The organism is Geobacter sp. DSM 9736 (assembly GCF_900187405.1).
GTDB lineage: Bacteria > Desulfobacterota > Desulfuromonadia > Geobacterales > Geobacteraceae > DSM-9736.
The window spans coordinates 3,393,550-3,405,786 of the sequence record NZ_LT896716.1 but is presented as its reverse complement, the minus strand read 5'-3'; the positions used below and the strand labels follow the sequence as shown (position 1 = coordinate 3,405,786).

The following is a 12,237-nucleotide window of genomic DNA, read 5'->3' as shown; positions in this document are numbered from 1 at the left end:
CCATCCCTCAATTCAGTAGTGTCAATCGATCTTGAAATCTTTATCCGTCAGCCCCACATTGCGTTTGACGTTCCGGAAAAGTATGTCGGTGCGGTCACCGTTCCGCTCGATAAGGAGCAGCCGCCGGGGACGGCCATCATCCTGAATGGTCAGCTTCAGCTCGCGTACTCCCCGTTTCCCCGCAGGGACCATAACAAGCGTGATCTCATTGCCGCTCTTCTCCGCGCGAACCCCCATCCCCTCGGGAACCTTTGTAACAGGCTTATCCAGAAGCCTGAACCATCGCAGTAGCCCCTCTTCCGGAGGAAGCACCGTTTGCTGCCGGACATTCTCTGCCGGGAGCATCATGGTCAGCACGTTGTCCCGAAGGAGCATCCGGCTCGCGTATGGCGGCTTCATCTCCATGAAGAACAGGTCAGGACGCCGGAACTTCATGCTGCCGGTGGAAACCAGTTTCTTCTTGAGCAGGGCGATCTGCTTCTCCTGGGTGATGTCGGCTGTAAAGTCGTTCATACCAGTCATACCCCGGCGAACCAGCTCCAGTCCCTCCAGCGCGGGTAGCTGGGTTGCCGCGGGCACTGAAGCAGGAAAAAGGAGGAGAAGTGACAGGAAAAGCGCAGTTTCGATGATGTTCTTGAACCGTATCACGCGGCGGAACCTACCTTTATTGTAAGAGTCGCCCGTGCAAGAAGACGATCACCGGCGGTTACCTCCCCCTCAACCAGGTGGAGAGGTGAAAACGACTTGATGACCCGCACAGAGACAGTCACCTCCCCGTCACCCGGGTCGCCGTGCAGCTCTGCCCGGTCAATTGCAGCAAGGCTCCCTCCCCCTCTTCCATCAGCCGCCGCGGCAATTCCGGCGAGTTGCGCCATGGCTTCTATGGAAAAGAACATCGGGCGCCCTCCGCAACCCCAGGATTGTGCGATCAGGGCGCGGGCGGAACTTCCCCGTTCGAGGGCGGTAATCCGGTCGAGAAAGAGGAAGGGGAACCGGTGTGGAAGATATGCGGCCGGATCAGGATCGAACAGGGGCGACTCCCATCGTTTCAATGGCGAAATAGGGACCTTCCGGCGATGCCGCCAGGTGCAGCCCCCGCTGTTCAGGCTCGAGAGATGCGGCCAAGAACGCCAGCGATGTCCCTCCCATGGCGAGGGAGCGGCCAATGACAGGAGCGACATCAATCGCCGGTATGCCTGGGAAACGTTCGCGAAACTCCTCCATAAGACCGGCTGTACCGGAGAAGGATACGAGGCCGGGGACATTATTGCTGCAAAGCTTTTCCAGCCCTTCCTTCTCCCGCCCAGGCAATAAACGGCCCACGGTCCTAATGCCCCCGATTGCTGCGATAGGCCGGGCGCCTCTCTTCTCGGCGTAATCCAGCCTCTCCAGCACAAGCATCCCGCACCCCTCGCCAAACCCGTTCCCCCAGGAGCACAGCTGGCCTGCTGATCGGAATCCGTCTATGATGGACGGATTCAAATCATCAACCCCTCCGGCCAGCATCACGTCAGCCCGCCCTTCCCGAAGAAAGCGGCATGCCATCTGGAATGCCGACTCGGTGGAGCAAAAGCGCTGAACCTGCGTGATGTTGGGTCCCTTAAGACCATGCTCGATAGAGACATTACTCGCCGGAGCATTGGGTACCGTATTGGGAAACAGCATCGGGACGAGCCCGCTGCTCCCCTTATCGAAATAGCCGCTCAGAAACTCGACAGAATTTGCGATGCCGCCGAAGCCGCAACCAAGGGCGATGCCTATCCGCTCCGCATTGACGGCTGAAGTATCGATCCGCGCATCCCTGAGAGCCATTCCGGCCGAAACGATTGCAAAAAGACTTCCCCGATCGAAACGACGCGCCTTGAGGGGTGGCAGGTAATCGCTTCCTTTAAAACCCTCCGCTCTACCCCACAAGTGCCCTTCCCCTCCGGCAAAATCCGGTGGTACAGGCTGCAGGTGGCTCCGCTGTTCCACCAGAGCAGTCCGCAAGGGGCCGATGCCTATCCCCGCTGGCGTTATGGCAGAGACCCCCGTAACAACTATATCATACCGTTCTTTCATATGCCGATGACCACGCAGGTTATGTTTCCCCCGAATGCAAAGGAATTGGAAAGCGCGACACGGGCCGAGGAAGGCTTGGCGCCGCCGTGACAATGGTCAAGATCGCATTCCGGATCAACACCTCTGAAATTAAGTGTTTGTGGAACTATACCTTCTCCGAGCGCTAACGCCGTCGCGAGGATCTCAATGGAACCTGCAGCACCGAGGCAGTGGCCTGTCATGGCTTTCGTGGATACGAGAGGCACATCTGCGGCATGTTCGCCGAAAACATTCCGCATCGCCTTGCTCTCCACCACGTCGTTCAGTGGAGTGCCGGTCCCGTGTGCGTTGACCCATCCGACGTCGGCTGCAGAAACCCCCGCCGCCAGAAGTGCCTGCTCCATGACGCGGGCGGCATCAACACCGTTCGGCTCAGGGGCGGTCATGTGGAAGGCCTCGCCTGCTACGGCATAACCGAGGATGTAGCCATATACGGTAGCTCCACGGGCCCTGGCGTCATCCTCTGCTTCGAGAACGACGAACGCGGCCCCCTCTCCAAGGGAGATTCCATGGCGGCCGAGGCTGAACGGAGAGCAAGGCTCGGGATCTACGACACGCAGCGAATTGAAGCCGGCGAAGGTGAGCAGAGAAAGGGTATCGGAGCCGCCGCAGACGCATGCCTTCAGCTCTCCCGAAGCAATGAGATCCGCCCCCCAACCGACGGCTGTGGCTGACGATGAACACGCGGTGGTGACGCTACCCTGATAGCCGCCGAGACCAAAATGAGATGCAACGGCAGTGGAAGTCCGGTCGGGAAGGATGCCGCGAAGGAGCGATGGAGTCCCCTTCTTCCCCGACAGCCGCTCCCGGAGCCACTGCTCGCCGTCGATCATCCCTGCAGCCCCGGCACCTAGGGACACGCCTATGCTGTAAGGATCATACGCACCGAGAATGGCGCTGGAACGTATTGCTTCACCGGCCGCGATTATTCCGAACTGATCGGCACGGGAGAGACGGCGCGCAGATTTCCGGTCGAAGTGATCGCCGGGATTATAGCCCCTGATTTGGGCACCGATTTGAGAGGGGAACGAGGAAACATCGAAAAGATCTATCCCGCCTATGCCGCTATTGCCCTGAAGGAGAGCTTTTTTGAAGGAGCCGACGTCGTGACCGACGGAACAGAAAACGCCGAGGCCGGTAATGGCTATTCTTTTTTTATGGAACATTCCGGTATCTTAACCGTAAAGAAGCGAGGAAGGCAAAGGAAACTTGGAGCTAAAGAATACCCCCATCCACCACCAGGCACTGTCCCGTAATGTACGAGGCACTTGGGGAGGCGAGGAATGCCACTGCTTCTGCAACTTCCTCCGCGCGGCCGATCCGCCCCAAGGAGGAACCCTTCGTCACACGGTCGATCGCCTCACGGCTCATCCCGGAGAGCATTTCCGTTTCTATGAGTCCCGGCGCGACCGCGTTCACCCTGATGCCGAAGGGACCTGCTTCCCGGGCCAGCGCTTTGGTGAAACTGACGATGGCACCCTTGCTGGCGGCATAGTTGGTCTGTCCGGCAGTGCCGGTGAAAGCGGCTATGGAGGAGATATTGACAATAGCGCCATTGCGCCGCGAGAGCATTTTCCTCAAGCCCCACTTGCAGCAGTGAAAGAGCGGAAAAACGTTGCTGTGGAGGACGGCGCACCAATCTTCCTCCGACATCATCGGCAAGTAGCAGTCCCTGATTATCCCGGCGTTGTTGATGAGAATGTCAATGCCCCCCGTAGCCTCCGCTGCAGCGTCAATGAGGGCAACGGCCCCTTCGCCGGTGGCGACATCCGACTTGAAGGTGGAAACTGAACCCGGAAGTCCCGCAGCCTCTTCCGCAAGGGTCCGAGCAGCATCTTCGTTTTCGCGGTAGGCTGCCGTTATGTGTGCTCCGAGCCTGGCGAAGTGTAGCGTTACGGCGCGCCCGATTCCCCTGGTTCCACCGGTTACCACGATCCGTTTATCGGCAAAGTCCATGGCTCCTCCTGAACAGAATTTTTCCAGATTTGTGCAGCCGCGCAGCGGAGCTTCACGAGGACAGTGGCTTCACTCGGGTGCGCCCGAGCCTCTTCATAAGCTTCCACAACGGCCCCCTCACCGGGAAGTGGCGTAGCATCTGGAGCATAGAATCGCTCATGTTGATCTCGAGCCCTGGGACTACCCAGTTTCTTCGCGCCAATGCGTGTTCTGTGACCAGCGAGGCAAGATGCGGAGCGACTTCGGGGGATATGTAGAAAAATGGCTCCAGGAGCCTTTGTGCGGAAGGGGAAAGTCCTTCCGCTACAGCAAGATCGTGGAGGGGAGTTCCGGGGAATAGGCGGATGCCTGTCATGGCGATGACGGCTGTCGGATCGACTTCATCCATCAATGAAAAACTCTCGGCCATGGTAGCTTCGGTTTCACCGGGGCCCCCGAAAAGGAGGTAGTGTGCGAAAGCCAGATCAAGATTGCGGCAGAGTAGGGAGGCATTCCTTATCTCGTCCACACCGAACGACTTGCGGAGGTTCCGAAGCATTGTAGGTGATCCTGAGTCGGTGCCTAATTCCACCGCATCACACCCTGCATCTGCCATCGCCTGAAGCAGCTCCAGTGTGACGAACCCGGGATTGATGAACGCCGACCAGCCGAAGGACAAACCCTCCTTCCGTATGGCCCTGCACAGCTCCAGTGCAAACTCAATCGGATAGTTGAAGATGTCATCGACGAAATAGATGTAGTCGATTCCCCCCACCCCGGTAAGATCGCGCAGCTCGCCGATAATGTCGGAAATCGGACGAAGTCGCAGCGAGCTCCCCTCCAGTTTCGGATAGGTGCAGTAGACACAGGCGAATGGGCAGCCGCGCTTCGTTTGCACATTGGCCATACCGCCAAGGTCCCGGTATCTTCCCAACTCGAAGAGCCGCCGGTCGGGTGTGGTGAAATGCTCAAGATGCCGCGGGGGAATAAAATCATCCTCTCCGGGAATCACGACGCCTGGAAGGCCCGTTACCGGACCCCCTCGTTCGAGGCGGTGAAGCAGCTCCACAAGCGCTTCTTCCCCTTCCCCTACAACGCCGTAGTCACCACCAGCGTACTCAAGAACCTCCCGCGGCATAAGTGAAAATCCGGAACCGCCGAGAATGACGGTCCCCCTACCTTTGCATTGTGCGACGATGTCTCTCACCCCCCCGAGATAAAACCGGGTGCCGGGCCAGGTAACGTTATCGATATTCCGGATCGAGATTAAAATTGCATCCGGCTGGAACTCATCGAGGGCGCTTGCGACATCCTCTTCGGGCCGCTGTGCAAAGCAAACATCCGCAACACGCAGGGTGTGGCCTGCCGCGACAAGCGGTGCCGCAAGATAGGAAAGACCAAGGGGAAACACCGGGTAGGGGCTCTGCTCTCTGTTGGCGGAAACCAGCAGCAGCTTCATTCCCCCTCCGTCCATGCCAGCAGGCAGGCAAGCCGCTCCGCAATCACTTCCGGCAATCGGTACTGAAGCACTCCTTGCCGGTCGGTAAGGGCATGAACCGTCCGGCCGGTGGCGCATAACGCACCGTCGGGGCCGACGATACGGGAATTGAAGACAAGGGTTGCAACTTCCGTGCGGCTGGCTGTGGTAAAAACCCGCAGCTCTTCGTTGAAGCGCGCAGGCCTCAAATATCTGACGCTTGCTTCTACGACGACGGCCATGTATCCCGCTTCAGCCATCTCGGCAACGCCCAATCCGAAGCGGGAGCCGAGAGAATTTCTGCCGGCCTCCATCCAGGCCAGATAGTGACCGTGCCAGGCGACTCCGTAAGAATCGACTTCACAGAACCGCACGCTCTCAATAGTTTCGTGCTCACGCATCCTCTTTTTCCCGCTCACTGTCGATCCACCGATTGTATTTTTTCAGGGACTCCCCCTGGCCCGTCTCAAAGAAGGAGGAGGCGCCGGCATGGCGAAGCGCCAGGTAGGTTCTTTCCCAGTATACAGGCTCCATCAGCTGACGTACCAGGAATGCAGAAGTTCCGGCGGCAGTGAGAAAATTGTTGTCCAGATGGTTCATGACCGGAACAGACGGCTCTCTGTAGTCATAACAGCTGAAGAGGGAATAAAAATGATCTTCCATCTCCGCCATAAGCGGTGTGTGGAGAGGAGCATCACACTGAAAGAGTGCGACCGAAAAGGCTCCCTGGGCACGGGCAGCAGTTTCGGCCATCTTCATGGCGGCACGGGTGCCTGAGAGAAGAAAGTGCCGGGACGTGTTGCAGTTGGCAAGGAAAACGCCGCTTCCCTCGGCGATGGAAAGGACAGTCTCGGCGGAAAGACCGATGATGCAGCCAAGGGCGAACTCCCTTGCCCCCATTGCGGCCATGAGCCTTCCTGCTTTTCCGGCCAGTTCAAGAGCATCACCCTCGGTAATTGACCCGGCAACGGCCAAAGCGGGGTAGATCCCGAGACTGTGTTCGGCGATGATGTGGGGCATTATTCCCTGTTCGCAGAGCAGGCGCGCGCGGTAAAGGCTCTGAGCCACACCTAGCACCTGAAGCTTCACGTTTTCGGTAGCGGGTTCGGCAATCCAGGAAAAGGATGGGATGTCGAATCCGGTCCGCTCTCTCGCCAGTTCGGCCAGTGCCCGGAAATGTTCGTCATCGGGAAGATGTGCTGGGGTAGTCAGCGGCTGCCCCGGAAACATGAAACAGTTCACCGTCTCGCTCCGCCCATTCCGCTAAGTTTTCTGACTTTGCGAATTGCACCCCGGAATCCGATGTTCATAGGGGCAAAGACCTGCACTGAACGATGCAGCTTGAATAACCGCCGGTACATCGACGGGAAGGAGTAGAAGGAGCTGTTCAGCCAGTCATGACCTGCCTGAAGTTCATCCACGCTCATGGAGGAAGGCCTGAAGGTGACGTGCTCCATATCGTAATCCTCCCATGAGTCCGAGATGATGCGACCCTCCGCCTGAAGCCGCCGCCTCACAGCAGTGCCGGGATAGGGAGTGAGGATGGGAAAGATAGCCGCCTCGATTCGCGCGTCCTCACAAAACCTGAAGATGCTCTCGAAACTTGCCGGGGTATCCCCGTCGTAACCAAGCACGAAAGAACCCAGTATACCTATACCGTTGTCACGGAACTTAAGGGAGTTTTCCAGGTAACGGTCGGCTATGTTTGTGACTTTGCCCATTGCGGAAAGCTGCCGCTGATCAAGGGACTCGAATCCGACGAACATCCCGACGCATCCAGCCTCGCTCGCGGCACCCAGAAGCTCCGGGTCGTCGGCAAAATCGATGGGAGCATGAGAGAGCCATTTGAAACCCATCCCCTTCATGCCGGCGAAGAGCCGGAGGGCGTAACGGCGGTTAGCAACCAGATTGTCGTCCACAAAGAATGCGAAAGAGTTGCTCTTGCGAAGTTCCTGCAGCTCTGCGAGCACCGAATCCACTGGCCGTTCCCTGTATTTCCTGCCGTAAAAGGCGGTCACGGAGCAGAATTCGCAGTCGAAGGGACAGCCGCGTGTAGTCTGGAGAGTGTTGGTAAGAAGATAACCCTTTCCGGCAAAGATATCCCGTCGGGCTATCGGCAGGGTCTCCATCCCCATCAGCCGGTCGGGACGGTATATCCGCGCCATCTGCCCCTGCTGGAAGTCTGCCAGAAGCTGCGGCCATGACAGCTCCCCCTCTCCGACAACTACCGCATCCACGTGGGAAAGCGCCTCGTCGGGAAGATTGCTGGCGTGAAAGCCCCCCATCACGACAGCCTTTCCGCTGAGACGGAAGCGGTCGGCTATCTGGTATGCACGGGGAGCCTGTGGCGTCATGGCAGTTATGGCGACTATATCCACATCGGCGGAAAAATCGACAGGCTCCCTGTTTTCGTCGCACAGTTCCACCTCCCATTCGGAAGGTGTTACCGCCGCCAGCGCAGCGAGGGAAAGCACCGGGAAGCGGAACGCCAGTTCCCCCCAGAGTCTTCCCCGTGGCCACCCCGGCGCGACGAAGAGGATCTTCATTTTTGGTGTTCCGCTATGTACTCCGCCATGGAACGAACTGACCTGAAGACTTCAGTGCCTGTCGCCGCATCAGCAACTACGACACCGTAATCCTTTTCCATGGCTACCACGAGCTGCAAGGCGTCGATGGAGTCGAGCCCGAGGCCTTCACCAAAAAGAGGGGCTTCGGTCTCGATTTCGTCAGGTGACATACCTTCTATTCGCAGAGCATTTATGATCAGCTGTTTCACTTCCGTGATAAATTCTTCTGACATCTCTTTTCCTTTATTTCAGAATTGTCCCAGTAGTCAAAAAAGTTGTACCACTGATCGGGATAACGACCTATATATCGTTCGAATACCCGCAGTACCTGTTGCATCCCCTCCCGAATCGCCCCCTCATGCCTGCCATGCTGAGAATGAAAATAAATAGGCGGCTCCATGATGGTTGCATATCTGCTCCCTTCCAGGGGTACGAAAACCGGAAGAACCGGCGCACCACTGGCAAGCGCCAGGTACGCAGCGCCGACGGGAATCGGTGCCGGCCGGCCGAACAGCTGCAGCGTCATGGTGTGCGACGACCCATCCCTGTCACCGAGAAGCGCCACGACCTCATTTCGGCGAAGTGCATTTACGGCCTCAATAATGGCCAGGGGAGAGGTGTCGTTCCGGTCGACATAGATAACACCTATTCCCCGGCGCTTCCGCACTTCCTCTCGCAGCTCGTTCACCTTTTCGTCAGGCTCACGGAAAGTAAGTACATTCAGCCGGTAGCCCCTGTCGGCAAGCCCAAGCCCCCCCAGCTCCCAGTTCCCCAGATGCGGCGATATGATAATCGCTCCCTTGCCGCCAGAAAGCACCTCATCAAGTATCAGGTTCCCCTGCTCCCTCCCCACGAGCGAGAAGAGCCGGCGCCCATAAAGCCGCATCATCAGCATGATGTCCGTCCAGTTGCGGGCGTACTTGAAGAAACTGGAAACAACCAGAAGTTCCACCTGCCTGCGGCCGGTGACAATGCGGAGGTTGGCGCGGATCCCCCGACGCTGTCTTCCTGCAGCCGTGTAAAAAATCAGAGCCGTGGCAAATGCGAACGGCGGGATAAGAATACGCGGCACCAGAAACGTCAGGAGATTGATTAGAAACAAGTTAGCACTGCTGTAAAGTGTCACGCCGAGTTGCTACTCCGCTATTTTTTCACCTGCGCTTCGGCCCTGCGACCATCTGAAGATTCCCGCGCCCACGCCGGATCCGCAATTGCGGCATAATCGGCTGAGTAGGCATCTATCCTTGTTGCAAGCTGGGAGAAAATAGCTTCTGCTCCATCGTGAGTAGGATATGTGCCGTGAGCTGAGAAAAGTTCCCTCCCCACCTCGGGATGATCGATCAGCATACAGGGACGCAACAGGTTGTCATTCTCTCCCTGCACTTGGCGGATCTTCTTGAACAGGGGAGAGTTGAGGGCTTCCCGAAGGGATGTCCGGCGAATGTTGTCGACGGCAAAATGGCAGAAGACACATGGTTCGATATCGCCGTTGGCGTTGACATGGAAGTATTTCCTTCCCCCGGCGATACAGCCGCTGATGATGGGGCCATCATTCCAGAAATCCACAAAGAGCATCGGTTTTGAAGACCGAAATTCTGTCACCCGGCGACGCAGGTAGTCTCGCTGCTCCGGTTTGGCCATAAGCTCGATATCGGGCTCACGCCCCACCGGTACGTATGTAAAGAGCCACAACGCAAAACAGCCTTTTTCAACCAGCATGTCGATGTACTCATCGCTCGTGACGATGCCGGTATTTCTGCTGGTTTGTGTAAAGGAGCCGCAGAAGGAGAGTCCGTTTTCCCGCAAAAGGTCCATCGCATGCATCACCTTGGCAAAATGCCCGCGGCCACGCCGTTCGTCCGTCTCCGCCTCGTACCCCTCGAGGGAGAAGGCGGGCATGACGTTCCCCACCTCGATCAGCTTCTCTACCACCGCCTCATCCACAAGCCCACCATGGGTGAAAACAAGGAAGGCCATGTCGTTATGCTTTTTGAAAATCTCGAAGATATCCTGCTTGAAGAACGGCTCTCCACCCGAAACTACCGCAAAATAGACTCCCATCTCCTTCACCTGCATGAGAACCGAGTCTATTTCATCAAGGGAGAGTTCCAGCGTGTTGCGGTAGTCTCCCGCATAGCAGCCGTAACAGGAAAGATTGCATTTCATCGTGGGACTTATGACTACGGTGGAAGGCGGATAGTACCCCTCCCGATCCGCCCATGCCTTCCGCTGGTTTGTCCCCGACAGGAGGTGATTGACGGCGAGGTTGGTGATCCATTTGTCACGCTGGTTCGGATGAAGTTCCCGCAATATACGCAAGGGAAACGCAATGGACGGGTGATTTTCCCGTATGAGCTGTCTGATCCAGCGGATGCGCTCCTTGTAATACTCCTTTTTCGCGATGAACTCCATGATATGAGTCATTCGGGCAAGGGTCTCATTGGAAGCGCTTGTCGCGAGCGACAGGAGAAGGGACACTACTTTTTCGCTGGAATAATCTTTGAGGCTCTGCAGCATTGGCTTCCTCTGGCGGAGCTTTCCGGAATTTCTAATCTTAGAGTTGCAGGGTTAGGAGTGCAAGACAAAAGTGCTTCATCAAAACCGGCATAGACAGGCAAGCCTACATATTCCGAAGAAAGATTTTGCAGATACGCCACGTATCCCGCACAGGACGGAAATGGCTGGTACCCCTCCCATCCGCTACCCGCGCAGGGACAGGCAGCGAAGCTATGAAGAAGCCATGCCGCCAGGCTTTCATGAGAATCTCCATCTCAAGTTGGTACCCATTCGATTGAAGCGTAAGCTGACGAAGGAGACGTGCGGAATACCACCGGAAGCCCGACTGACTGTCGGTTATCTCAAAGCCGGTCCGCTTGCGCATGCACCAGACTCCGAACCTGTTCCACCACGCCCGCAATCCCGCCATCTCGTTGAATTGGGCATAGCGGGAACCGATGAGAATATCTGCCTCCAACCGCTCTGCCTCCAGTGCCAGCTTGACTATTGCTGTCGGATCATGCTGCCCGTCGGCATCAAGCGTAACGACGCCTTCGTACCCATGAGCGAGAGCCCAGGCAAACCCGGAACGAAGCGCCGCACCCTTCCCCAGGTTCTCCTCATGCGTAACGACCTGTACCGGCAGATCCCTTACGGTATCGGCAGTGCCGTCGGTGGAACCGTCATCGATCACCACCACAGCTATCCCACATTCAAGGACTTCGCTTACCACTGCCGCAAGCGTACGGACAGCGTTATATGCAGGAATAACTACACAGTATTGCAAGACTGTACCAACTGATCGAGAGAGGTAAACGAAAAATCGAGAAAAATTTTCCTGAGGCGCTCCGACGCATCGGAACGAGGTCCGTAGGCAGCGAATTTTTTTACAGGGGAAAGGCCGAGCCTCGGCCCTGCCGGGTCTATCTCCCGCGGATGTAGATATAGAACGGCAGGGTATCCTGCATTGTTTAAACGATTTATAGCTCTCTTCACTAAAGCATAGGGGAAAAACCTGAACCCCCAGCCCCCCCCTACCGGCAGGTTGCCGAGGCAGGTCGGCATAACGAGAGGAGGAAACTCGACAAGACGCCCCGCTGCCGTGTCCAACCCGAACGGCTGCCGAGGACCGCAGGGGTTTCCCACAAAAGGGAGAGGGTTTAGACTCGAATCGTAACGGAACCCCTCTTCGCGCAATATGCTGAAAGCCCAGGACGTAGAGGACCTGCATAAAGACCATTGTGGCGCCCGGAAACCGGAAGGTCTCCTGCCTCCTTGGCGTTCAAGGATGTCCGCCGTGGCAACGATTTCAGAGCGAAAGGCTTCAGGGGTCAATTTTGAAACCAACGTATGGGACCAGCCGTGAGAAGCGATTTCATGCCCCTCCGCTACGATTTTGGGAACAAGATCCGGCTCATCCTGCGCCACGCTCCCGAGTATGAAGAAGGTAGCCCGAACCTGAACGGCACGGAGCATGTCCAGTATGAGCTCAACATTTCTTCTTACCCGCTTTTCCGCATCCGGGATGACAGGTATTCCCGGCACATCACAAACATGATACCAGTCTTCGACATCGATGGTGAGGGCGTTTAAAACAGGCATTGACCGCTTCCTGCGCTGAACATCGTGCAATAGAAAAAGGGGGCTTCCTTGCCCCCTTTC

14 protein-coding genes are annotated in these 12,237 nt (G+C 57.0%); all 14 read right to left on the bottom strand.

Going from position 1 to position 12,237, the window contains the following annotated elements; all coding sequences use genetic code 11:
- Positions 1-21: 21 nt before the first annotated feature.
- The 14 genes from CFB04_RS15365 to CFB04_RS15300 all read right to left on the bottom strand — a co-directional run bounded on the left by CFB04_RS15365 (position 22) and on the right by CFB04_RS15300 (position 12,177).
- Positions 22-648, bottom strand: a complete 627-nt coding sequence (locus CFB04_RS15365; RefSeq protein WP_231934227.1) for an outer membrane lipoprotein carrier protein LolA — start codon at positions 646-648, stop codon at positions 22-24.
- On the bottom strand, positions 645-1,052 hold the full coding sequence (locus CFB04_RS15360; RefSeq protein WP_231934225.1) for a hydroxymyristoyl-ACP dehydratase: 408 nt from the start codon (positions 1,050-1,052) through the stop codon (positions 645-647). Before CFB04_RS15360 ends, CFB04_RS15365 begins: the two co-directional genes overlap by 4 nt.
- A complete protein-coding gene (locus CFB04_RS15355; RefSeq protein WP_088536205.1) occupies positions 1,018-2,061 on the bottom strand; it encodes a beta-ketoacyl synthase N-terminal-like domain-containing protein in 1,044 nt (347 codons plus the stop codon). Before CFB04_RS15355 ends, CFB04_RS15360 begins: the two co-directional genes overlap by 35 nt.
- The gene (locus tag CFB04_RS15350) at positions 2,058-3,266 is read right to left on the bottom strand and encodes a beta-ketoacyl-[acyl-carrier-protein] synthase family protein (RefSeq protein WP_088536204.1); all 1,209 of its coding nucleotides are present in this window, start codon (positions 3,264-3,266) and stop codon (positions 2,058-2,060) included. The genes CFB04_RS15355 and CFB04_RS15350 overlap by 4 nt, the downstream gene beginning before the upstream one ends.
- 49 nt (positions 3,267-3,315) lie before the next feature.
- The gene (locus tag CFB04_RS15345) at positions 3,316-4,056 is read right to left on the bottom strand and encodes an SDR family NAD(P)-dependent oxidoreductase (RefSeq protein WP_088536203.1); all 741 of its coding nucleotides are present in this window, start codon (positions 4,054-4,056) and stop codon (positions 3,316-3,318) included.
- A gap of 52 nt (positions 4,057-4,108) precedes the next feature.
- Complete coding sequence (locus CFB04_RS15340; protein ID WP_088536202.1) at positions 4,109-5,494, bottom strand: lipid biosynthesis B12-binding/radical SAM protein; 1,386 nt, start codon at positions 5,492-5,494, stop codon at positions 4,109-4,111.
- Positions 5,491-5,913, bottom strand: a complete 423-nt coding sequence (locus CFB04_RS15335) for a thioesterase family protein (protein ID WP_088536201.1) — start codon at positions 5,911-5,913, stop codon at positions 5,491-5,493. Before CFB04_RS15335 ends, CFB04_RS15340 begins: the two co-directional genes overlap by 4 nt.
- Complete coding sequence (locus CFB04_RS15330; RefSeq protein WP_088536200.1) at positions 5,906-6,754, bottom strand: ACP S-malonyltransferase; 849 nt, start codon at positions 6,752-6,754, stop codon at positions 5,906-5,908. Before CFB04_RS15330 ends, CFB04_RS15335 begins: the two co-directional genes overlap by 8 nt.
- Positions 6,751-8,058: a radical SAM protein gene (locus CFB04_RS15325; RefSeq protein WP_088536199.1), complete on the bottom strand. Its 1,308-nt coding sequence runs from the start codon at positions 8,056-8,058 to the stop codon at positions 6,751-6,753. The genes CFB04_RS15330 and CFB04_RS15325 overlap by 4 nt, the downstream gene beginning before the upstream one ends.
- Entirely contained in the window at positions 8,055-8,312 is a 258-nt protein-coding gene (locus CFB04_RS15320; RefSeq protein WP_088536198.1) for a phosphopantetheine-binding protein, read from the bottom strand. The genes CFB04_RS15325 and CFB04_RS15320 overlap by 4 nt, the downstream gene beginning before the upstream one ends.
- Complete coding sequence (locus CFB04_RS15315; RefSeq protein ID WP_231934223.1) at positions 8,285-9,181, bottom strand: lysophospholipid acyltransferase family protein; 897 nt, start codon at positions 9,179-9,181, stop codon at positions 8,285-8,287. Before CFB04_RS15315 ends, CFB04_RS15320 begins: the two co-directional genes overlap by 28 nt.
- A 41-nt stretch (positions 9,182-9,222) precedes the next feature.
- The gene (locus tag CFB04_RS15310; protein ID WP_088536196.1) at positions 9,223-10,596 is read right to left on the bottom strand and encodes a radical SAM protein; all 1,374 of its coding nucleotides are present in this window, start codon (positions 10,594-10,596) and stop codon (positions 9,223-9,225) included.
- Positions 10,597-10,699: 103 nt separating this feature from the next.
- The gene (locus tag CFB04_RS15305) at positions 10,700-11,308 is read right to left on the bottom strand and encodes a glycosyltransferase family 2 protein (protein ID WP_231934221.1); all 609 of its coding nucleotides are present in this window, start codon (positions 11,306-11,308) and stop codon (positions 10,700-10,702) included.
- Between the two features lie 38 nt (positions 11,309-11,346).
- Positions 11,347-12,177: a polysaccharide deacetylase family protein gene (locus CFB04_RS15300; RefSeq protein ID WP_088536194.1), complete on the bottom strand. Its 831-nt coding sequence runs from the start codon at positions 12,175-12,177 to the stop codon at positions 11,347-11,349.
- Between the last annotated feature and the right edge of the window lie 60 nt (positions 12,178-12,237).

Coding starts and splice junctions, on each gene's coding strand:
- CFB04_RS15355 (WP_088536205.1), bottom strand. CDS start 2,061: ATGAAAGAACGGTATGATATAGTTGTTACGGGGGTCTCTGCCATAACG.
- CFB04_RS15350 (WP_088536204.1), bottom strand. CDS start 3,266: ATGTTCCATAAAAAAAGAATAGCCATTACCGGCCTCGGCGTTTTCTGT.
- CFB04_RS15345 (WP_088536203.1), bottom strand. CDS start 4,056: ATGGACTTTGCCGATAAACGGATCGTGGTAACCGGTGGAACCAGGGGA.
- CFB04_RS15340 (WP_088536202.1), bottom strand. CDS start 5,494: ATGAAGCTGCTGCTGGTTTCCGCCAACAGAGAGCAGAGCCCCTACCCG.
- CFB04_RS15335 (WP_088536201.1), bottom strand. CDS start 5,913: ATGCGTGAGCACGAAACTATTGAGAGCGTGCGGTTCTGTGAAGTCGAT.
- CFB04_RS15325 (WP_088536199.1), bottom strand. CDS start 8,058: ATGAAGATCCTCTTCGTCGCGCCGGGGTGGCCACGGGGAAGACTCTGG.
- CFB04_RS15320 (WP_088536198.1), bottom strand. CDS start 8,312: ATGTCAGAAGAATTTATCACGGAAGTGAAACAGCTGATCATAAATGCT.
- CFB04_RS15310 (WP_088536196.1), bottom strand. CDS start 10,596: ATGCTGCAGAGCCTCAAAGATTATTCCAGCGAAAAAGTAGTGTCCCTT.
- CFB04_RS15300 (WP_088536194.1), bottom strand. CDS start 12,177: ATGCCTGTTTTAAACGCCCTCACCATCGATGTCGAAGACTGGTATCAT.